Origin of the sequence: Micromonospora sp. NBC_00898, from assembly GCF_045207895.1 — a bacterium.
In the GTDB taxonomy this organism is placed as follows: Bacteria; Actinomycetota; Actinomycetes; order Mycobacteriales; family Micromonosporaceae; genus Micromonospora.
In genome coordinates, this window is record NZ_CP108775.1 from 2220887 (window position 1) to 2240230 (window position 19344).

Consider the following 19344-nt stretch of genomic DNA (forward strand, 5'->3'; position numbering starts at 1 on the left):
GCGGGCGACGCTCCGGCGTCAGATCGCTGTCGCCTTACCGACCTTCCATTCCCCATGGACCGGGACCATGGTGAGCACGACCCGGTTCTGGTCGACCTTCTCCCCCGCCGTGCTGACGTTGCGCCGGTACTGGTTGAGGTAGACGAGCAGTTCCACCCGGTCGGTGCCGGCGGTGACCACCCCGGTCGCGGAGACCTCGGCCAGGACGACCGCCTGCTGGGTGGTCGCGGTCTGCTTGAGGGTCGCGGTGGTCCGCGCGTACTCGTCGGCGAAGTCACCGGTGGCGAAGGTGCGCCCGTTGGCGACGCTGTCGTCGAAGGTGCGGTAGTCGTACGAGAAGATCGCCTTGGCGGCGGCGGGCGCGGTGGCCAGGGCCTGGCGGACGGCCCGGTCGCGCTGGGCGGCGCGGTGGTCGCCGTACCAGGCGGCGACGGCGACGGCCACCGCGATCAGGAGCGCGACGACGAGCGTCGGCAGCAGCGGGAGCCGGCCGGGGCGCGGCACGGTGGGGACACGCATCGGATTCCTCCTCGGGGTTCAGCCGACGAACTGCAGGCGGGACACCAGCCAGTCGCCGGAGTCCCGGTCCCGGACCAGGTCCACCTGGATGCGGTAGTGCGACGGACGGCCGTCGGGGGCCTTGACGTTGCGCACGGTGGCGTCGACGGCCACCAGCACGACGGCGTGCCGCCGGTCCCCGGAGACCAGTCCGGCGCGCAGCACCGACCCCTGCGACTGGACCTTGTTCTCCACCACCGCCTTGCGCACCTGCGCCTGGCCGCGGGTGAACTCCTCCTTGAAGTCGCCGGTGGCGCCGGCGACGATGCGTTGCAGGTCCCGGTCGACGCTGGCGGCGCTGACCGAGACGAAGTTGACGCTGGCCTGCCGGGCGGCGGCGACGGCATCCTGTCGCGCCTGGTCGGTCGCCCGGTCGACGTACCAGCGGTGCCCGTACACCCCGGCTCCCGCAAGGGCCGCGGCCAGCAGGACGACGAGCAGGGCGACCAGCGCCCGTCGCCGCCCGGGCGTACCGGCGTCGTCGGCCTTGCCGTCCTCGTCGGTGGCCGCGTTCCTGGTCTTCCCGGTGGTCGCGTCCTTCGTCCTGAGGTCAGCGTCGCCGGTCTCGTCGTCCGCCGGCAGGTCCTCGACCTCGGCCGGGTCGCCGATCAGGGTGAGGTCCTCGGTCCCGGTCGGGTCCTCCACCGGCTCCCGGTCGAGGCGTTCCAGCACCCGTTCGATCGGCTCGGCCGGCCGCGGCACCGCGCGGGTGACGAGTCGGCGCTGCCGGGGGCGACCGGGCGCCCCCGCCTTCGCTCCGTTGATCACTCTGAGGTTGGGATCCTTGCGGCCCTGCACGGGCACCTCCTCCGGTACGCCGGTCACGGGGTCACTCCGGCGAGCAGCAACTGCTTCCACGACTGGTCACCGGCGGTCCGGTACTGCCCACCGGTCCCGCCGAACTGCAACGGCCGCCCGTCGGGGCCGAGCACCAGGCCGGTCGCGGGGTCGTACCCGCCCGGGGCGCCCTGGTCTGACGTGGCGGGGGCGGGGGCGGGCTCGCGTCCGGACGGCCGCGGCGCGTTCTGCGCCCCGCGTACGGCGGCGCCGGCGCCCCGCTCCTGGGCGCTGCACCGGGTGCCGCCGCCGCGGTAGACGCAGGACGGCGGGTCGCTCACATTGACGACGAGGCCGAGGTGGGCGGTGCCGTCGCCCGGGGTGACGGTGAAGCCGCCGGACACCGCGACCGGGTAGACCACCAGCAGCTGCTCGATGCCGGGCAGCCGGCGGGCGGCGATGCCGTTGACGGTGACCAGGTTGCCGAGCAGCGCGCCGATGCTGGGTTCGAGTCCGCGCAGCAGGGCCCGCAGCTCGGCGCCGGCCGGCGGGCCGGTGGCGAGCAGCCGGCGCAGGTCGGGGTCGGCGGCGCGGACCGTGGCGGCCAGCTCCGCCAGGCCGGCGGACCAGCGGCGCAGCGCCTCGGCGGACTCTGCCTGGGTGGTGAGCACGGTCCGCCCGTCGCGGATCAGGGTCAGCGTCTCGGGCAGCCGGGCGTCGGCGTCGGTGAGCAGCGCGTCACCGGCGTCGAGGATCCGCGCGAGGGCCTGCTCGTTGCCCTCGAACGCGGTGCCCAGCTCGCTGATCAGCACGGTCAGGTCGTCCGGGTCGATCGAGCGGACCAGGGCGTCGAGGTTGGTCAGCAGCGTCTCGGGGGCGAGCGGGACGCCGGTGCGGTCGACCGGGATCTGCGCGCCGTCGGCGAGGAACGGGCCGCCGTCGCGTTCGGGCCGCAGGTCGAGGTACTGCTCGCCGACGGCGGAGCGCTGGGTGACCACGGCCCGCAGGGCGTCCGGCACCCGTACGCCCCGGTCGAGCCGCAGGTCGGCGCGGACGCCGTCGCCGCGCAGCCCGACGGCGGTGACCCGGCCGACGGGGACGCCGCGATAGGTGACCGGGGCGTTGGCGAAGATGCCGCCGGCCCGGGCCAGGTCGACGTGGACGACGTAGCCGCCGCCGAGCAGCCGGTCGCCGAGTCCGACGTAGCGGAACCCGACGTAGCCGATGCCCAGCACGCTCACCAGCACGAAGGCGAGAACCTGGAGCTTCGCGGTGCGTCCGATCACGGGATCAGCCCTCCTCCCAGGACGTCCGGCAGCCCGCCGATCTGGCCGGTGACCGCCCCGGTCACCGGCAGCACGCACTCGGCCGACATGACGGTGTTGGGCGGCAGTTTGGTGTTGGCGGGGAACGCCGTGCCCGGCGGCACGATCCCCGTGGGCAGGAGCAGCCCGCCCAGTGGGACCTCCGAGCCGGGTTTGAGCAGGACGCACCCCTTCGGCAGCCCGCAGTCCGCCGGCGGCGTCCACGTCGCCGGGAAGTTCTTCAGGTCCGGCAGGCACTTCGTCAGGGGCAGGTCGGGCAGCCCGGTGCCGCCGCCGGGCAGCCCGCCGGGTGAGGGCTTCGCGCCGCCGGCGATGGCGGGCGGCCGGGGCGCGGCGGGGGCGTTCGGCCGGGTGGCCTGCCGGACCGGAGCGGGCGCGGCGGCGACCAGGTTGGCCAGGATGCTGGCCGCGTCGAGGTCGGCGGTGACCGAGAGGTTGACGAAGTCGCCGACGATCGCGCCGGTGACGTTCGGCGGGAACGGGTACGACAGCATGAAGTCCAGCGACTTCGGCAGGTCGTCGCCGGCCCGGGCGAGCTGTTCCAGGATCGGTTGCAGCGCTCGTACGCTGGCCAACGTGTCGTCGCGGCTGCGGTCGACCACCCGGGTGCCGACCTTGCCGAGTTCGCCGAGGGCGGTCAGCGCCCTGGTGAGCTGGGCCCGCTGCTGGGCCAGCACGGTCAGGCTGGGGGCCAGGGAGTCCAGCGCGTCGCCGACGACCTGCCGCTGCCGGTCGAGTCGGCCGGTCAGCCGGTCGAGCGCGTCGATGGCGCGGACGATGTCGGTCTTCTGCCGGTCGAGCCCGCCGATGAAGGTGTCGAGCTGATGCAATGTGTCCCGGACGTCGGGTTCGCGGCCGTCGAGGGCCTTGCCGAGTTCCTGATTGATCGTCCGTAGCTGGGCCAGGCCACCGCCGTTGAGCAGCAGACCGAGCGCGGCGAGCACCTCCTCCACCTCGGCGCCCCGGGTGGTGCGGGACAGCGGGATGACGTCGCCGTCGCCGAGGCGCCCGCCGGCCGGCCCGGTGGGCGGCGGCGCCACCGTCACGTACTTCTCGCCGAGCAGGCTGCTCTGGCGTACTGCGGCGGTCGCGTTCGCCGGCAGCCGCACCGCGCGGTCGATGCGCAGCCGGACCCGGGCGTGCCAGCCGGACAGGGAGATCTTCTCCACGGTGCCGACGGTCACGTCGTCGACCTTGACGGCGGCCCGGGGCACCAGGTCGAGCACGTCGCTGAACTCGGCGGTGACGGTGTAGCCGTCGCCGGCCGGCGCTCCGCCGGGCAGCGGCAGGTCGGCGACCTCGGGCAGCCCGCAGCCGGCGGGCAGCAGCGCCGCCACGACGACGCCGACCAGCATCCGCAGCGCCCGGGCGGTCACGCCGGGCCCCGCAGGATGCCGCCGAGGGTCGGGTCGCTGGTGGTGGTGGAGCCGCCCGGCGCCACATCGGCGGTCGGCGCACCGGGGGAGCTGACGGAGCCCGGCGGGGACCCGCCGGCCGCCGGGGCGCCGGGCGGCAGCTTGAGCAGCTTGCGCAGCTGATCGGTCAGGGGCAGGCCGCGGGAGCGCAGGGTCTGCGCCAGCGCGGTGCACTTCACGGGCACCTGGCCGGCGGGAAGCTGGTCCACCATCAGCGAGCAGACGAAGGTGGCCGGGTCGTACGGACCGAGGGCGTTGTCGCGGGTGTCGAGGGTGCCCGAGCGCGGGTTGTAGGCGAGGCTGAGGTTGTCCACCGCCAGCGGCGCCACGTCGAGGATGTCGATCACCGCCTGCTGCTGACGGACCAGCACGTTCGTGATGTCGGTCAGCGCGGCCACGTTCGAGGTCAGCGCGGTCCGGTTCTGCTTCACGAAGGTGGTGACCTCGGCCAGCGCGGCGGAGAGGTTGCGCAGCGCGGCGGCCAGCTCCTCCTTCTCCCCGGCGAGCTGCTCGGCGACGTCGGCGAGCTGCTGGTTGAAGCCGCGTACCTGCTGGTCGCTGCGGGCCAGCGCGGTGGTGAGGCGTTGCAGGTTGGCCACCGAGCCGAACAGGTCCTGCCGCCCGTCGGCGAGCGTGGTCAGCGCGCGGGACAGCCCGTCCAGCGTGTCGTGCAGGTTTCCGCCGTTGCCCTCGAGGTTGGCCCGGCTGGTGGCGACCAGGTCGGACAGCGCGCCGTCGCGGTTGGCGCCCTCCGGGCCGAGGGTGCGGTTGAACTCGTCGAGCGCCTGGTAGATGTCGTCGATCTCCATCGGGGCAGCGGTCCGCTCGACCGGGATCTGCGCGCCGTCGGCCAGCGCCGACCCGCCGGTGAACGCCGGCGTGAGCTGGACGTACCGGTCGCTGACCACGCTGGGCGGAACGATCACCGCCTGGGCGTCGGCCGGGACGTCCACCGCGGGGTCGTAGCGCAGCTCGACCCGAACGGTGCGGCCCTGCGGGGTGACCGCCTCGACCTCGCCGACCCGGACGCCGAGCACCCGTACGTCCGAGCCGGGGTACACCCCGACCGCCTTGGTGAAGTAGGCGACCACCCGCCGCTGGGGTGGCTCGTGGCGCCACAGCACCACCCCGACGGTGACGGCGGTGAGCAGCACGGTCGCGGCGGCCAGGGGGCGGCGCCAGCGCTGGATCGGGCCGGGCATCAGCGGCCTCCCGTCGTCGGCACGTACGGCTGGAGCAGGCCGTCGACGTACGAGTCGAACCAGCGGCCGTTGCCCACCACGTTGGCGAACGCGGTGACGAACGGACCCATCCGCCTGATGGTCTGCTCCAGGTCGTCGCGGTTGCGTTGCAGGATCGCCACCACGTCGCGCAGCTTGCGCAGGGCCGGTTCGAGCTGGGCGCGGTTGTCGGCGACCAGTCCGGACAGCTGGATGCTGAGGTCGTTGGTGCCGACGAGCAGCCGGTGGATGGCGTCGCGGCGGCGGCTGACCTCGGCGAGCAACTGCTCGCCGTCGGTGACGAGCTTGCGGAACTCCTCGTCGCGTTCGGCCAGCACGCCGGTGACGTCCCGGGTCCGGGCGAGCAGGGTACGCAGCTCGGCGTCGCGGCTCGCGACGGTCCGGGACAGCCGGGACAGCCCGGTCAGCGAGGTGCTGACGCTGGCCGGAGTGTCGGCGAAGGTCTCGGAGAGAGTGGTGAACGCCTGGGCGAGCTGCTCGGTGTCGACCTTGTCGAAGGTGTCGGCGAGGCCGGTGACCGCCTGCACCACGTCGAACGGGGCGGCGGTGCGAGCGAGGGGGATCCGCCCGTCCTCGGGCAGCTTCCCCGGCCCGGCCGGCGACAGGGCGAGGTACTTCTGCCCGAGCACCGTCTTGATCCGGATGGCGGCGCCGGTGTCGCGGCCGAGCCGTACCCCGTCGTCGTCGACCCGGAAGCGGACCCGCACGTACGGCTGGGCGCCGCGGGCCAGCTCCACCCCGGTCACCGCGCCGACCCGGACCCCGGCGACCCGGACCTCGTTGCCGGTGGCGAGGCCGCTGGCGTCGCGGAACGCGGCCTGGTACGTGCGGCCGGTGAGGGCGGCCAGCCGGTCGAGCTGGAAGGCGCCGAGCAGCGCGGCGAGGATCAGGGTCAGCGCGGTCGCGCCGACCACCACCGGGTTGCGTTCGCGGAAGGGTTTCACTGGCTGCCTCCGGTGGCGCAGCGGGCGGCGGGGGCGCTGAAGGTGGCCGGGTTCAGCGGGGCCCGGCCGGCGACGGCCACCCGCCCGTCGAAGTCGCAGAGGTAGAAGTTGAACCAGGAGCCGTAGGAGGCGACCCGGGTCAGCGACTCGTAACGCTGCGGCAGCCGGCCCAGGGTGCCGTCGATGACGGCGGAGTTGCGGTTCAGGGTGCCGGCCAGGTCGTCGAGGGCGCGCACGTCGGCGGCGAGCGGCGGCCGCACGTGGCCCAGCAGCGAGGAGGTCGTGGTGGTCAGCTCGCCCAGGTTGACCAGGGCGTCGCCGATGGCGGTGCGGTCGGCGGCCAGCCCCGAGACGAACTGCTGCAACTGGGCGATGCTCTGGTCCAGCTCGCGGTCCCGGGTGGCCAGGGTGGCCAGGACGCGGTTGAGGTTGGTGACCACCCGGCCGATGACGGCGTCGCGGTCGGCCAGGGTGTTGGTCAGCGAGGCGGTGCGCTGCAGCAGGCTGGTGACGGTGCCGCCCTCGCCCTGCAGGACCTGGATGATCTCGTACGCGAGCTTGTTGACGTCGTCCGGGTTCAGCGCGGTGAACAGCGGCCGGAACCCGTTGAACAGCACGGTCAGGTCCAGCGCGGGCGTGGTCTGGGTGAGCGGGATCAGCCCGTCGGCGCGCAGCGGCCGGCCCTCCCCCGGGCCCTCGCTCAGCGCCACGTACCGCTGGCCGACCAGGTTCCGGTAGCGGATCTTCGCCCGGACGCTGGTGGCCACGGGCACGTCGCGGTCGACGGTGAAGGCCACCTCGGCGACCCTGTCGTCGACCACGGCGATGTCGCTGACCTTGCCCACCCGCACCCCGGCGATCCGGACGTCGTCGCCGGGCAGCAGACCGGTCACGTCGGTGAACCGGGCCCGGTAGGTGACCCCGTCGGGCGGGAACGCGCCGAGGGTCTGGGCGAGCAGCCCGGTGGCGAGCAGCGTCACGGCGGCGAAGAGCAGCAGCTTGACCAGCGAGGAGGTCGTCTTTCCGGTCATCGGGCGTTCACCACCGCTCCGCGCAGCAGTGGCCCCCAGAGCAGGACCGCGATGTCGGGCACCTCCGCCGGGGGTGTGTCGGTGAGCCCGCCGACGAGCGGCTTGACCAGGGCGCTCTCCTCGCCGGTGCCGGCCCGGCCCATGGCGGGGCCGGTGGCCGGGCCGGCGGGCGTGCCGACCGGCAGGGGCGGCCGGGTACGGGCGCCGCGGTGGTCGTAGCCGTCGGCGACGGGCACCTCGGGCGCGGGCACCCGCGGGTCGGGCAGGCCGCGGCAGTCCGGGCCGTCGTGGGCGGCGTAGGCCGGCTCGTCGCGCCCCCGCTCGTACCGGCCGCCATCGCGGGTCACCTCGAGGGTGATGTGCATCCGTCCGCCGGCGAAGACCTGCTCGACCCGGGGTTGCAGGGCGACCAGGCCGTGCACCAGGCACGGGTACTCGGGAGCGTAGGTGGCGAGCAGTTCCAGCACCGGGCGGCTGACGTCGCCGAGCCGGATGAGCTGGTCGCCGTGCCGGTCGAGGAAGCCGCGGGTGGTGTCGGCGGTGTCGGTGGTGTCGGCGAGGAACGCGGCGAGCTGGGTGCGCTGGTCGGTGACCGTTCCGGCGGTGACGGTGACGTCGCGCAGCAGGGCGAGCAGGTCCGGCAGCGCGGCGTCGTAGCTGTCGAGCACGACGGCGAGCTGGCGCACGTCCTCGGCGATGGTGGGCATGGCCGGGTTGAGCTGCCGCAGGTACCCGTCGAGCCGGGTCAGGTTCGCCCCGAGCTGGTCGCCGCGCCCCTCCAGGGCGGTGGAGATGGCGCCGAGGGTGGCGGCGAGCTGGTCGGGCCGGATGGACTGCAGGAGCGGGAGCGCCTGGTCGAGAACCCGTTCCAGCTCGATGGCGGTGCGGCTGCGGTCCTGGGTGATGACCGCGCCGTCGCGGATCGGCCCGGCGGCGCTGGCCGGCGGCGGGACCAACTCCACGTACCGCTCGCCGAAGAGGGTCTTGGGCAGCAGTCGCGCGGTCACGTCGGCGGGGATCTGGCCGGTGGTGGCGGGGTCGAGCGCCAGCCCGATGACCGCGCCGCCGCCGTCGCTGCGTACCGATCGGACGTCGCCGACGACGACGCCGCGGACCTTGACGTCGGCGCCGGTGAGCAGTTGCAGCCCGGCGCGGTCGGCGCGCAGGGTGACCCGCTCGACCGGGGTGAACGCCTTGCGGTACTGCAGCACGGAGGCGGTCAACGCCGCGGTCAGCACGGCGATGAAGAGGATGCCGAGGATGCGGTGTCTCATGGTCACCCCGCGATCCGGACGGTGGTGGTGGCGCCCCAGATGGCCAGGGACAGGAAGAAGTCGACGACGTTGATCGCGACGATGGCGGTGCGGACGGCCCGGCCGACGGCGACGCCCACCGCGGCCGGCCCGCCCTTGGCGGTGTAGCCGTACCAGCAGTGCACCAGCACCACGATCACGCTGAAGACCAGCACCTTGGCGAAGGACCAGAGCACGTCGCCGGGCGGCAGGAAGAGGTGGAAGTAGTAGTCGTAGGTGCCGGCGGACTGTCCGAAGTAGGCCACGGCGATGGTGCGGGTGGCGACGTAGCTGGCGAGCAGGCCCACCACGTACAGCGGGACGACCGCGATGAACCCGGCGATCATCCGGGTGGTGACCAGGAACGGCAGCGATGGAACCCCCATCACCTCGAGCGCGTCGACCTCCTCGGAGATCCGCATGGCGCCGAGCTGGGCGGTGAACCCGCAGCCGACCGTGGCGGACAGCGCCAGCGCCGCCACCAGCGGGGAGATCTCCCGGGTGTTGAAGTACGCCGAGACGAAGCCGGTGAAGGCGCTGCTGCCGATCTGGTCGAGCGCCTGGTAGCCCTGCAGGCCGACCTCGGTGCCGGTGAAGAAGGTGAGGAAGCAGATCACCCCGACGGTGCCGCCGAGCACGGCGAGCGCGCCGGAGCCGAAGCTGACCTCGGCCAGCAGCCGGATGACCTCGCGCTTGTAGCGGCGCAGGGTGCGCGGCGTCCAGGCGAAGGCGCGCAGGTAGAAGGCGAGCTGCCCGCCCAGGTCGTCGAGGTAGCGCAGCACGGCCACGTCAGCTCCCCTTCTGCGGTACGACCTGGAAGTACACGGCCGTGACGACGAAGTTCAGCGCGAACAGCAGCATGAAGGTGATGACGACGCTCTGGTTGACCGCGTCGCCGACGCCCTTGGGGCCGCCCTTGGCGTTCATGCCCTGGTAGGAGGCGACCAGCGCGGCGGTGGCGCCGAACAGCGCCGCCTTGACCTCGCCGACCAGCAGGTCGGGCAGCTGCCCGAGGGCCTGGAAGCTGGCCAGGTACGCCCCGGGCGTGCCGCCCTGCAGCACCACGTTGAAGGTGTAGCCCCCGGTCACCCCTACGACGCTGACCAGCCCGTTGAGCAGCACGGCGACCAGCACCGAGGCGAGCACCCGGGGCACCACGAGGCGCTGGATGGGGTCGATGCCGAGCACCTGCATCGCGTCCAGCTCCTCGCGGATCTTGCGGGAGCCCAGGTCGGCGCAGATCGCCGAGCCGCCGGCGCCGGCGATGATCAGCGCGGTGACGATCGGGCCGGCCTCGCGGACGACGGCAAGCACCGAGGCGGCGCCGGTGAACGACTGCGCCCCGAGCTGCCGGACCAGGGAGCCCAGTTGCAGGGCGATGACCGCGCCGAACGGGATGGAGACCAGCGCGGCCGGCAGGATCGACACCGAGCTGATGAACCACGCCTGCTGGACGAACTCGCGGACCTGCACCGGCCGGCGGCCCAGGCCCCGCAGCGTGTCCAGGCAGAACGCGAAGAACTCGCCGGAGCGGCGCAGCGCGGCCACCGCGGCGCTCATCTGGTCACCCCTCGCAGCTCCGCGGTGGACAGCTCCACAGTGGGTCGCTCCGCGTCCCGCCGGCCCGCGAACGACCCCGGCGGCGGGGTGACTCCGTGCTCCTGACACCACTGGCCCGGCGGGCGTTCGGCCCGCCGCGGCAGCCCGTCGGACGGCGGCAGTTGCAGCGGGATCGGCGGCAGCGGCGGCAGCTCGACCCCGGCCTGCGCCTCGGCCTCGAGTTCCTCGGCGTCCTTCTCCTCGGCCATGCCGATCGGCCCGACCCGCTGGGCGTTGAGGAACTGGCGCACCACCGGTTCGGTGCTGGACAGCAGCATCTCCCGGGGACCGAACATGGCCAGGTGCCCGTGGTAGATCAGGCCGATGTTGTCCGGCACGGTCCGGGCGGTGTTGATGTCGTGGGTGACGATCAGGAACGTCGCCTCGGTGCGCTGGTTGAGGTCGATGATGAGCTGGTTGAGGTATGCGGTGCGCACCGGGTCCAGCCCGGAGTCCGGCTCGTCGAAGAGGATGATCTGCGGGTCGAGGACGAGGGCCCGGGCCAGCCCGGCCCGCTTGCGCATGCCCCCGGAGATCTCGCCCGGCAGCTTCTTCTCGGCGCCGACCAGGCCGACCATGTCGAGCTTCTCGGTGACCACGGCGCGGATCTGCGACTCGGACCTGCGGGTGTGCTCGCGCAGCGGGAACGCCACGTTGTCGTAGATGTTCATCGAGCCGAACAGCGCGCCGTCCTGGAACAGCACGCCGAACAGCTTGCGCACCTCGTACAGCGCCCGCTCGGACAGGCGGGGCAGGTCCTGGCCCTCGATCACGATGGAGCCGCGGTCGGGCCGGAGCAGGCCGACGAGCGTCTTGAGGAACACCGACTTGCCGGTGCCGGACGGTCCCAGCAGCACGGATATCTCGCCCGCCGGCAGCGTGAGGGAGACGTCCGACCACACGGGCTGCCCGCCGAAGGACTTGGTCAGCCCCTGCACGGTCACCTCGACACCCATCGACCCCTCCCTCCGTCGTCATCTGGGACATCGCGGAAGGGTCCGCCGGCGCAACAGCTTTCTTTGCGTCAGCGCCCCGTCACCCTCGGCGAACTAGGCAAAACGGGGTGGGGCTCGATAGCGTGCCGGTAACCGGCCGGTAATGAAGGTGCTTCGCGAACGCCATGACCAGTGTGATCGAGCCAGACCTCGTCCGTCGGGCCGCCGCGGGCGACCGGACGGCGACGTCGGCGCTGCTCACCGAGGTACGCCCCGGCCTGGTCCGGTACTGCCGGGCGCGCCTGGGTCGCATCGGCGGCGCGTACGCCACGGCCGACGACGTCGCCCAGGAGGTCTGCCTTGCGGTGCTGCGGGCACTGCCCCACTACCGCGACCAGGGCTCGCCCTTCGCCGCCTTCGTCTACGGCATCGCCGCGCACAAGGTGGCCGACGCGCAGCGCGCGGCGGTCCGCGACTCCGCCGTCACCCCCACCGACGCGCCGCTGGAGCAGCCCGACGCCGCTCCCGGGCCGGAGCAGCAGGCGGTCGCCACCGACCTGGCCCGGCGGCTGTCGGTGCTGCTGAAGAAGCTGCCGGAGACGCAGCGGGAGATCATCCTGCTGCGGGTCGCGGTGGGGCTTCCCGCCGACGAGGTGGGGGCGATCGTCGGGATGACGGCGGCCGCGGTACGGGTGGCCCAGTCCCGGGCCCTGGCCCGGCTCCGTACCCTTGCCGGGGACGCACTGGACGAGGTGGCGGCATGAGTGAGCGGAGGCCGGGCGGCGACGAGCAGGCGATGGACCTCGAGGTCATCGCCCGCGACGACCTGCTGCTCGACGCGCTCGGCCGGGGCGAGGAGGCGCCGGCCGACGACGGCATCGCGGCCCTGCTCGCCGCGTGGCGCGCCGACGTCGCCGCCGATGTGCCCGAGCTGGCGGAGCTGCGACCCCCGACCCCGATTGTTGACGGCGGGACGCCCGGGCCGCCGGCGCCGCTGCGACCGGCCGCCCGTGCCCGCCGGCCCCGCCGCTGGGCGTTGCGCCTGGCCGCCGCGGTGATCGCGCTGCTCGCGCTGGTGTCGGGGCTCGGCATCAGCAGCCGCAACGCCGGGCCGAGCAGCCCGCTGTGGACCCTGACCAAGCTGCTGTATCCGCAGCAGGCCGAGGTGCGCGGCGTCGAACAGACCATCGCGCGGGCCCGCGCGGCGCTGACCGCCGGCCGGCTCGACGAGGCCCAGCGGCTCGTCGACCAGGCGCGCCGCGAGCTGGCCGACATCACCGACCCGGCCACCGTGGACCGGCTCCGCGACCAACTCGACGCGGTGAGCCGCCAGCTCACCGCCGCGCGGGCCGACGCCACGCCGCCGGCCGCTCCCCCGGTCTCACCGGCGCCGTCGGCCCCCGGTGCCCGCCCGAGCGCCGGCGCGACGACGCAGGCCCCGGCGCCGGCGCCGGCGCCGACGAAGCCGGGGCCGGGCCGACGCCCGGCACCTCCCCGACCGGCGGTGGTGGCGACCCGCTGCTGCCGTTGCCCCGGCTGCCGCTGCCACCGGCCCCGAGCCCGTCGCTGCTGTCGCCGCTGCCGGGCCTGCCCCTGCCGCTGCCCACCAGCGGCCTGCTCGGCTGAGCCTCCGCCTCCGGCCGCTCCTTGTCGGCGAGGACCCGCCCCGGGTCGACCCGACGCCGGATGCTGTCGCGCGCCGGCGCACCCGCTCTCCGTTCCCGGTGAGGCACAACGACGGCTGGCGAGACCGCCATCGGCCGGCCGATGCGCATGACGACGAGCCGGTGGCTGAGCGCCACGACGATGACGGTGCTGGTGCTGACCGGCGGAGCGGTCGGCGCGGCGGCCCTGTCGCACACTGCGGCGGTGTCGAACCAGGTGTCGGTTGCGGTGTATGCGCGGGTGTCGTCGGTCGGTCAGGGGCAGGACCTGGATCGTTAGCTGGTGCGGGTCACGGCGTGGGCGACCGGGCGGGGCGCCACGGTGTTGCGGGTGGTGACCGAGGTGGGGTCCGCGCTCAACGGCCGGCGCAAAGCGGGCATCTGGCTCGGGTTCGTGAGGTTATGTCCGTCTCGGGTGGCTGGTTCTGTCTCGCGGATCATCCAGACAATGCGATTGCCGCGCGATCATCGTCGGGCGTAGGTTTGTGCACACACAACTGGCGCGGGTGGGCGACCACCGGGGAGTGAAGGTCGGGGCGTCGACCGCCTGGGTGCCCCTTGTCGATGAGACGAGGAGACGCGCCCGTGACCGTCCGCCACCGGATCCTGCACCTGTCCGACACCCACCTGAACAGCCCTGACGTCGATGCCTCCGCAGCGCTGGCGCGCATCCTGTACGACGCGCGCTTCGTGCCGGAAGTGGATCTGGTCGTCGTGAGCGGCGACATCGCCGACGACGGCTCCGCCGAAGGCTGCGCGGGCGTGCGCGAGCAGGTGGGCCGGTTCTGCGCCGAGCGGGGCATCCCGCATGTCTACTGCACGGGCAACCACGACACCCGTGAGGCGTTCGCGGCCACCCTCGGCTCCGGGCACCTGGCGGCCGACGGCACCGACATCGGCACGACCATGGCGAGCGCGTCCGGCGAGCGCGCCGCCATCAGCCGCGTTGCTGGGCTGCGTGTGATCACACTGGACAGCCTCGTGCCCGGCCACGTGCACGGGCACCTCGACCCAGCCCAGCTGGCCTGGCTGCGTGACGTGCTGGCCGAACCCGCTGCGGCGGGCACGGTGCTCGTGCTGCACCACCCCCCGATCGCCGTGCCCACCTCCCCGATCATGGACACCGCGAACCTGCGTAACGCCGGTGATCTCGCCGATGCGGTACACGACACCGACGTCCAGGCGATCCTGTGCGGCCACTTCCACCTGCAGCTGTCCGGCCTGCTGCGGGGCATACCGGTGTGGGTGACGCCCGGCGTAGTCACCCGCATCGACTTCACCGCGCCGCCTCGGTGGGAACGCGCGGTACTGGGCGCCGGAGCCACCGTGGTCGATCTCGGCGGCCCGGCCTCCCCACTCTTCCACGTGCTGCACGCCCGCGACCCGCGGGCCGGCGAGCAGGTGTACCTCGTCGACGCGGTGTCGGGCGAGGACGTCGTGGGCGTGGAGCCATAACGGCGCGCCAGACTGGCCTCGCCGAGCCGGTGCACCACCCGCAGAGGCCCCGGTCCAGCAGGTTGCGCCGGGCAGCAACAGCTCCGGCACAGCCAACTCGGGCTCAGATCTCCACGAGCCATACCCGCTCAACGAAGCGAACCCAAGATCCGCGAGACAAGACCTAGTTCCGCCAGGGAGCGGGCGCCGGCGGTCCCGGCCTGAGCGCGGGACCGCCGGCGGCTCAGGCCGCGGGTCGCTCCCGGTCGGCGTCGCGGCCGAGCGCGACCATCCGCAGCGTCTCCTCCCGACGGCGGACGAGCAGCACCCCGGCCAGGAACGTCACCGCCGGCACGAGCACAAGCATCGCCCACTGCGCCGGTACGAGGGGGATCGTGTGGCCCATGTGGACGGTGGACACCGCCCAACCGGCCAGCGCGGTGTCGATCACCAGGGCGAGCGCGGCGACCGGCGCCAGCATTACGACGACCCGCCGCCGGATCTCCGGGGTGAGGGTGGCCAGACCGACCAGAACCACCAGGGCAGCAACGGCGAGCCCGGCGACGTAGAGCCAGATCAACGCCTCGCTGCTGGCCTCCAGGCCGTACAGGACATAGGAGGTGTAGCTGTCGCCTGGCCCGAGTTCCCGGAAGGACGGCGCAAACAGCCGGGCGGTCTCCAGGATCGACACCGCCGCCACCGCCGCCAGCACGACTGCCGCCAGCCGGCGTACCCCCAGCACCGCCACCGCCCGGCGCGGCGCCGGAACGGTGAGGGCGGCGGCCGCCACCACGGCGAGCCCGAGCTGCGGCAGGGTGTCCACCACGTACGTCGGCTGGTCGACGACGCCCGGGGCGACCAGCACAACCCACCCGGCGACCCCGGCCCAGGCGAGTCCGGCGGCGATCCACCGCAGCCCGACCAGCGCGGCGACGGCGACCCCTGCCCAGCCGACCACTCGGACCCAGTCGACCAGGTCGGGGCCGTTGGGTCGAAGCGGCGGCGGCAGGGACGGGTCGAATAACGACTGATCGGCCAGCCCCTTGGTCGCGAGGGCGAGCAGGACCAGGGCGACCAGCAGGCCGGTCACCGAGGCGGCGTCGGCCCAGGCCGGTTCGGTGAACCCCCCTGCGCTCACCCGCAGCCTGGCCCGCAGGCCGGCGCCGATCAGGTTGACCGCGTCCGCCGCGGTGGGCCGGCGCTGCCCCGGCCGGGCGTCGGCGAGGAGGACGGCGAGCATCTCCTCCTCGTACGCCCGGCGGTGTTCCCAGGGGTAGACGGCGAGCAGCCGGCGGTAGCGGCGTTCCAGTTCCGCGTCGCTCACGCCGCTCCCTCCTCGGGGAGCAGGCCGGCGCGGCGCAGCCGGAGGCCGGCGGCCTCGGCGTTGCGGCGCAGCCGGGCGGCCTCGTCGGCGAGCCGGGTCGCGCCCAGCGCGGTGAGCCGGTAGTAGCGGCGCAGCCGGGACTGCACCACCTCCTCCCGCTCCACCTCGATCAGGCCGTCGGCGCGGAGCCGGTCCAGGACGGCGTAGAGGGTGCCGGCGCGCAGCCGCACCCGCCCGTCGGAGATGCGCAGGACGTCCTCGATGACGGCGTAGCCGTGCTGGGGTGTCTCGGCCAGCGCGGTGAGGACCAGGAACGTGGGTTCCCGGAGTGGACTGTCGGTCATGCCGAGGAGCATATACCGCCTGTCGGCATATGCAGTGCCCCGTCAGTGCGGCGGTTCCTGCCGACCGCGGTGGCCGTCGCCCTCGGCTGCGGCGGCCACGCTCTCGGTGACCGGGCCGAGCACCGGCCCGACCGGCGTGGCCTGCTCCTTCAGCCCCGGCCCACCGGGAGCCGCCTGCTCACGGGCACCCCGGGTGAACTCGCTGAAAAAGCGCAGCAGCTCCACCGGGATCGGCATGACCAGAGTGCTGTTCTTCTCCGCCGCGACTTCCACCACCGTCTGCAGCAACCGCAGCTGGTACGCCCCCGGCGTGTTCGCCATCGCCTGGGAGGCGTCGGCGAGGCGGCGGGACGCCTGGAACTCGCCGTCGGCGGCGATCACCCGGGCGCGGCGTTCCCGCTCGGCCTCGGCCTGGCGGGACATCGACCGCTTCATCCCCTCGGGCAGCGACACATCCTTCACCTCGACCCGTTCGATGAGCAGCCCCCACGGCTTCTCGGTGGGCGCGTCGATCACCGCCTTCAACTCGGTGTTGATCCGGTCCCGGTCACGCAGCAGGGTGTCGAGGTCGGCCTTGCCGATCACCGACCGCAGCGCCGTCTGGGCCACCTGGAGCACCGCCGACGGGTAGTCCCGCACGTTGACCAGCACCTTCACCGGGTCGACCACCCGGTAGTAGACGACCGCGTCGACAGTGAGGGTGACGTTGTCCCGGGTGATGACGCCCTGCGCGGGCACCCCGATCACCGTGGTCTGCATGCTGACCCGGACCATCCGGTCGGCGACGGGAATGATCAGGTGGAAACCGGGCTGCCGGATGCGATCCAGCACCCGGCCGAAGCGGAACACGACACCGCGCTGGTACTGCTGCACCAGCCGCACGCTCAGCGACAGCACAAGCACCACGATCGCGATGACGATGACCAGGCCGACGACGACGGCGGCTCCCATTGTCCCCCTCGATCCCGGAGGCGCCCGCCTCCCGGCGCCGCGCCTACCCGTTCCGGGGCCGTTCACTCACTCCCACGGGATCCCGCCCTGACGCTCCGTACGCCTAGGATCGCCGTGGACGACGCCGCCGGCACCCGTCCGGCGACGGCGCGGCGACGACGGGCCCGCCGGCCCGAGTGAGGATGGGACATGCCGGTCACGCTCATCACCGGAGGCGCCACCGACATCGGCGCCGCGACCGTACGCGAGCTGCTCGCCCGCGGGCACCAGGTGGTGGCCACCGGCCGGACGCAGTCCCGCCTCGCCGCGTCCGTCAAGGAGGCCGACGCGGGCGACGGCGGCCTGCTCACCGTGGCCGGCGACGCCACCGAACCCGACGACGTGCGGGCGGCGGTCGAGGCCGCCGTCGAGCGGTACGGCCGGCTCGACAACGTGGTCGCCAACGCCGGCTTCTCCACCCACGACACCCTCGCCGACGGCGACCCCGCCCGCCCCACCGGCCAGGCCGTCTGACCGGGCGGCCGTGGCGGCCCGGGATTCACGGGCAGCGACGGGTCGCCTGCACTTGGTAGTGTGTCGCCGGCCCGCGGCGGCCGGCTCACCTCGACGCCCGGGCGGTGTCCCCTGGGGAGGGTCGACATGTGGACGGACGACGCGGCTTTCGCAGCGGCGGGACGGCGCATCGACGACTGGGAGTCGTCGCTCGCCAAGCGGGCAGAGCGCGGCAGGGCGCTGTCCCAGCGGCTGTCGGGCCTGACCGCCAGCGCGACCAGCGCGGACGGCGCCGTCGAGGCGACCGTGGACACCGCCGGCACGCTGATCGCCCTGCGGCTCGACGAGCGGATCCGGGCCCGCCCGGCGGCGCGGACGGCCGAGCAGGTGCTGGCGACCACCCGGACCGCGTACGCCGAACTGCTGCGCCAGATCACCGAGGCGACCCGGGAGACCCTGGGACCGGACGACCCGGTGGCCGGCGCGATCATCGACTCGTACGGCCGGCGACTCGGCGTGACCGACGCGGACGGCGACCGTGCCGGCCGGTGAGGGCATCGAGGTCGTACCGGCGGACCTCATCGCGCACGCCGGTCACCTGGACGGGATCTCCGACGCCCTGGCGGTCGCCCGGCAGGCCGGCGCGTCCGTCCGCCTCGGCGCGGACGCGTACGGCCAGCTCTGCGGGCTGATGCCGGTGCTGCTCGACCAGGTGCAACGGGTCCTGGTCGACGGCGTCGACGCGGCGGCCCGCTCGGTGGGCGACACCGCCGACCGGCTACGCACGGTGTCCGCGCGGTACGGGGAGGCCGACACCCGGGCCGCGACCACGCTCGACCGGATCCGGCAGCGTCGGTGACCACCAACCCACTGGTCGCCGCCCCGGTCGAAGGCCCGGCCAACCCGTGGGCCGGCGTCTGGATCGCCGAGGATATCCAGCTCATCGGCGACGGCATCAGGAACGGTAGCTGGATCGACGGCACCCTCGGCGTGGTCGGCGCCAGCCTGGACGGCCTGGCGCTGGTCTCCGACCCGGTCGGCTCCCTGCTCCAGTACGGCGTCGCCTGGATCATCGAGCACGTCCGGCCCCTCACCGAGGCGCTCGACTGGCTGGCCGGCGACCCCGCGCAGATCGCCGCACACGTCCAGACCTGGCGCAACGTCGCCGGCTCCCTCCGCGACGAGGCGGAGAGCCTGGCCCGGGCGGTACGCATGGACGTCGCCGAGTGGAGCGGCAGCGCCGGCCCGGCCTACCGGGCCCGGGCCGGCGAGCAGCAGCAGGCCGTCGCCGGCCTGAGCCGGGCCGCCGACACCATGGCGCTAGCCACCGAGGCCGCCGGCATCCTCATCGCCGCCGTCCGGCTCATGGTCCGCGACGCCATCGCCACCTGCGTCTCCCGCCTGATCGTGTACGCCGTCGAGGAGGCGGCCAGCTTCGGCTTCGCCACTCCGCTGGTGGTCGAGCAGGTCACCACCACGGTGGCGGCGTGGGGCGCGAAGATCGCGCAGTGGTTGCGCGGGCTGCTGGCCAGCCTGCGGCGCCTTATCCCGGAGCTGCACCAACTCGGCGCCCTGATCGGCAAACTCAAGCAGATCCTCAACCGACTCAGCAGGAGCGGGAAAGAGCCCCAGCCACCGCACCAGGAGCCCGAACGGCCGCCGCCCGCTCCTGGCGGTACGTCCGCCCCCGATTTCACCGATCCAGAAATCGATTCTCGAAAGATCACGAGTTACGCGATGAACCCGGATCACCCGGTCGGCAAGAACAAGTACCGCGTCATCAACTCGGCAACTGGACTGGAGGTCGGGGACGCCGCCCTGATAGAAGACCAAATCCGAAACGGCGTACGTGAGGGCGCTCCCATGCTGGGCAAGGCTGACCAGTACGGGCAAAGGTGGTCGGTGGACGTCCCCCTGACGGGCCCCAACGGAACTATCATGGTCCGAACTGCCTGGATGCTCGAAGCGGGATCAGCCACGCCCCGACTGATCACCATCTCGTTCCCCTGAGGACCTTC

General features: G+C 73.6%; 22 protein-coding genes. 8 read left to right on the forward strand and 14 right to left on the reverse strand.

The window, feature by feature from the left end; all coding sequences use genetic code 11:
• Positions 1-18: 18 nt before the first annotated feature.
• Genes OG799_RS10890 through OG799_RS10940 form a run of 11 tightly spaced genes read right to left on the reverse strand, consistent with a single transcriptional unit; the run spans position 19 to position 11138 of the window.
• Positions 19-519, reverse strand: coding sequence for a hypothetical protein (locus OG799_RS10890; RefSeq protein ID WP_406044908.1), 501 nt, complete (start codon positions 517-519; stop codon positions 19-21).
• An 18-nt stretch (positions 520-537) separates the two neighbouring features.
• Positions 538-1383, reverse strand: a complete 846-nt coding sequence (locus tag OG799_RS10895) for a hypothetical protein (RefSeq protein ID WP_406044909.1) — start codon at positions 1381-1383, stop codon at positions 538-540.
• Positions 1380-2621, reverse strand: a complete 1242-nt coding sequence (locus tag OG799_RS10900; protein WP_406044910.1) for an MCE family protein — start codon at positions 2619-2621, stop codon at positions 1380-1382. Before OG799_RS10900 ends, OG799_RS10895 begins: the two co-directional genes overlap by 4 nt.
• The gene (locus tag OG799_RS10905; RefSeq protein WP_406044911.1) at positions 2618-4036 is read right to left on the reverse strand and encodes an MCE family protein; all 1419 of its coding nucleotides are present in this window, start codon (positions 4034-4036) and stop codon (positions 2618-2620) included. The genes OG799_RS10900 and OG799_RS10905 overlap by 4 nt, the downstream gene beginning before the upstream one ends.
• Positions 4033-5277: an MCE family protein gene (locus OG799_RS10910; RefSeq protein WP_406044912.1), complete on the reverse strand. Its 1245-nt coding sequence runs from the start codon at positions 5275-5277 to the stop codon at positions 4033-4035. The genes OG799_RS10905 and OG799_RS10910 overlap by 4 nt, the downstream gene beginning before the upstream one ends.
• The gene (locus tag OG799_RS10915) at positions 5277-6260 is read right to left on the reverse strand and encodes an MCE family protein (RefSeq protein ID WP_406044913.1); all 984 of its coding nucleotides are present in this window, start codon (positions 6258-6260) and stop codon (positions 5277-5279) included. The genes OG799_RS10910 and OG799_RS10915 overlap by 1 nt, the downstream gene beginning before the upstream one ends.
• Positions 6257-7291 (reverse strand): MCE family protein, encoded by a 1035-nt coding sequence (locus OG799_RS10920; RefSeq protein WP_406044914.1) that lies wholly within the window; start codon positions 7289-7291, stop codon positions 6257-6259. The genes OG799_RS10915 and OG799_RS10920 overlap by 4 nt, the downstream gene beginning before the upstream one ends.
• Positions 7288-8565, reverse strand: a complete 1278-nt coding sequence (locus tag OG799_RS10925) for an MCE family protein (RefSeq protein WP_406046261.1) — start codon at positions 8563-8565, stop codon at positions 7288-7290. The genes OG799_RS10920 and OG799_RS10925 overlap by 4 nt, the downstream gene beginning before the upstream one ends.
• Before the next feature lie 2 nt (positions 8566-8567).
• Entirely contained in the window at positions 8568-9362 is a 795-nt protein-coding gene (locus OG799_RS10930) for an MlaE family ABC transporter permease (protein ID WP_406046262.1), read from the reverse strand.
• 10 nt (positions 9363-9372) lie between these two features.
• Positions 9373-10143, reverse strand: coding sequence for an MlaE family ABC transporter permease (locus OG799_RS10935; RefSeq protein ID WP_406044915.1), 771 nt, complete (start codon positions 10141-10143; stop codon positions 9373-9375).
• Positions 10140-11138 carry an ABC transporter ATP-binding protein gene (locus OG799_RS10940; protein ID WP_406044916.1) on the reverse strand — a complete coding sequence of 333 codons (999 nt, stop codon included), beginning with the start codon at positions 11136-11138 and terminating at the stop codon, positions 10140-10142. Before OG799_RS10940 ends, OG799_RS10935 begins: the two co-directional genes overlap by 4 nt.
• 164 nt (positions 11139-11302) lie before the next feature.
• On the opposite strand from OG799_RS10940, the gene shbA reads away from it, so the two are divergent.
• The 4 genes from shbA (at position 11303) to OG799_RS10960 (ending at position 14236) form a co-directional block, all read left to right on the forward strand.
• A complete protein-coding gene (gene shbA / locus OG799_RS10945; RefSeq protein WP_406044917.1) occupies positions 11303-11881 on the forward strand; it encodes an RNA polymerase sigma factor ShbA in 579 nt (192 codons plus the stop codon).
• The gene (locus OG799_RS10950) at positions 11878-12894 is read left to right on the forward strand and encodes an anti-sigma-D factor RsdA (RefSeq protein ID WP_406044918.1); all 1017 of its coding nucleotides are present in this window, start codon (positions 11878-11880) and stop codon (positions 12892-12894) included. The genes shbA and OG799_RS10950 overlap by 4 nt, the downstream gene beginning before the upstream one ends.
• A complete protein-coding gene (locus tag OG799_RS10955; RefSeq protein ID WP_406044919.1) occupies positions 12885-13061 on the forward strand; it encodes a hypothetical protein in 177 nt (58 codons plus the stop codon). Before OG799_RS10950 ends, OG799_RS10955 begins: the two co-directional genes overlap by 10 nt.
• Positions 13062-13366: 305 nt before the next feature.
• Entirely contained in the window at positions 13367-14236 is an 870-nt protein-coding gene (locus OG799_RS10960) for a metallophosphoesterase family protein (RefSeq protein ID WP_406044920.1), read from the forward strand.
• 223 nt (positions 14237-14459) lie between these two features.
• Here the strand turns inward: OG799_RS10960 and OG799_RS10965 are convergent, their stop codons facing one another.
• Genes OG799_RS10965 through OG799_RS10975 form a run of 3 tightly spaced genes read right to left on the reverse strand, consistent with a single transcriptional unit; the run spans position 14460 to position 16834 of the window.
• Positions 14460-15539 (reverse strand): hypothetical protein, encoded by a 1080-nt coding sequence (locus tag OG799_RS10965; protein ID WP_406044921.1) that lies wholly within the window; start codon positions 15537-15539, stop codon positions 14460-14462.
• On the reverse strand, positions 15536-15883 hold the full coding sequence (locus tag OG799_RS10970) for a PadR family transcriptional regulator (RefSeq protein ID WP_406044922.1): 348 nt from the start codon (positions 15881-15883) through the stop codon (positions 15536-15538). The genes OG799_RS10965 and OG799_RS10970 overlap by 4 nt, the downstream gene beginning before the upstream one ends.
• Positions 15884-15925: 42 nt before the next feature.
• Positions 15926-16834 carry an SPFH domain-containing protein gene (locus OG799_RS10975; protein WP_406044923.1) on the reverse strand — a complete coding sequence of 303 codons (909 nt, stop codon included), beginning with the start codon at positions 16832-16834 and terminating at the stop codon, positions 15926-15928.
• 189 nt (positions 16835-17023) lie between these two features.
• On the opposite strand from OG799_RS10975, the gene OG799_RS10980 reads away from it, so the two are divergent.
• The 4 genes from OG799_RS10980 to OG799_RS10995 all read left to right on the forward strand — a co-directional run bounded on the left by OG799_RS10980 (position 17024) and on the right by OG799_RS10995 (position 19336).
• The gene (locus tag OG799_RS10980) at positions 17024-17347 is read left to right on the forward strand and encodes an SDR family oxidoreductase (RefSeq protein WP_406044924.1); all 324 of its coding nucleotides are present in this window, start codon (positions 17024-17026) and stop codon (positions 17345-17347) included.
• A 126-nt stretch (positions 17348-17473) separates the two neighbouring features.
• Positions 17474-17878, forward strand: a complete 405-nt coding sequence (locus tag OG799_RS10985; protein ID WP_406044925.1) for a YbaB/EbfC family nucleoid-associated protein — start codon at positions 17474-17476, stop codon at positions 17876-17878.
• Positions 17865-18185: a type VII secretion target gene (locus OG799_RS10990; protein WP_406044926.1), complete on the forward strand. Its 321-nt coding sequence runs from the start codon at positions 17865-17867 to the stop codon at positions 18183-18185. Before OG799_RS10985 ends, OG799_RS10990 begins: the two co-directional genes overlap by 14 nt.
• The gene (locus OG799_RS10995; RefSeq protein WP_406044927.1) at positions 18182-19336 is read left to right on the forward strand and encodes a WXG100 family type VII secretion target; all 1155 of its coding nucleotides are present in this window, start codon (positions 18182-18184) and stop codon (positions 19334-19336) included. The genes OG799_RS10990 and OG799_RS10995 overlap by 4 nt, the downstream gene beginning before the upstream one ends.
• The last annotated feature ends 8 nt before the right edge of the window (positions 19337-19344 follow it).

Excerpts from the sequence above, each read along its gene's own strand:
- shbA (WP_406044917.1), top strand. The coding sequence starts at position 11,303 with ATGACCAGTGTGATCGAGCCAGACCTCGTCCGTCGGGCCGCCGCGGGC.
- OG799_RS10940 (WP_406044916.1), bottom strand. The coding sequence starts at position 11,138 with ATGGGTGTCGAGGTGACCGTGCAGGGGCTGACCAAGTCCTTCGGCGGG.
- OG799_RS10920 (WP_406044914.1), bottom strand. The coding sequence starts at position 7,291 with ATGACCGGAAAGACGACCTCCTCGCTGGTCAAGCTGCTGCTCTTCGCC.
- OG799_RS10980 (WP_406044924.1), top strand. The coding sequence starts at position 17,024 with ATGCCGGTCACGCTCATCACCGGAGGCGCCACCGACATCGGCGCCGCG.
- OG799_RS10985 (WP_406044925.1), top strand. The coding sequence starts at position 17,474 with ATGTGGACGGACGACGCGGCTTTCGCAGCGGCGGGACGGCGCATCGAC.
- OG799_RS10935 (WP_406044915.1), bottom strand. The coding sequence starts at position 10,143 with ATGAGCGCCGCGGTGGCCGCGCTGCGCCGCTCCGGCGAGTTCTTCGCG.
- OG799_RS10925 (WP_406046261.1), bottom strand. The coding sequence starts at position 8,565 with ATGAGACACCGCATCCTCGGCATCCTCTTCATCGCCGTGCTGACCGCG.
- OG799_RS10950 (WP_406044918.1), top strand. The coding sequence starts at position 11,878 with ATGAGTGAGCGGAGGCCGGGCGGCGACGAGCAGGCGATGGACCTCGAG.
- OG799_RS10890 (WP_406044908.1), bottom strand. The coding sequence starts at position 519 with ATGCGTGTCCCCACCGTGCCGCGCCCCGGCCGGCTCCCGCTGCTGCCG.
- OG799_RS10975 (WP_406044923.1), bottom strand. The coding sequence starts at position 16,834 with ATGGGAGCCGCCGTCGTCGTCGGCCTGGTCATCGTCATCGCGATCGTG.
- OG799_RS10955 (WP_406044919.1), top strand. The coding sequence starts at position 12,885 with ATGCGCATGACGACGAGCCGGTGGCTGAGCGCCACGACGATGACGGTG.
- OG799_RS10970 (WP_406044922.1), bottom strand. The coding sequence starts at position 15,883 with ATGACCGACAGTCCACTCCGGGAACCCACGTTCCTGGTCCTCACCGCG.
- OG799_RS10910 (WP_406044912.1), bottom strand. The coding sequence starts at position 5,277 with ATGCCCGGCCCGATCCAGCGCTGGCGCCGCCCCCTGGCCGCCGCGACC.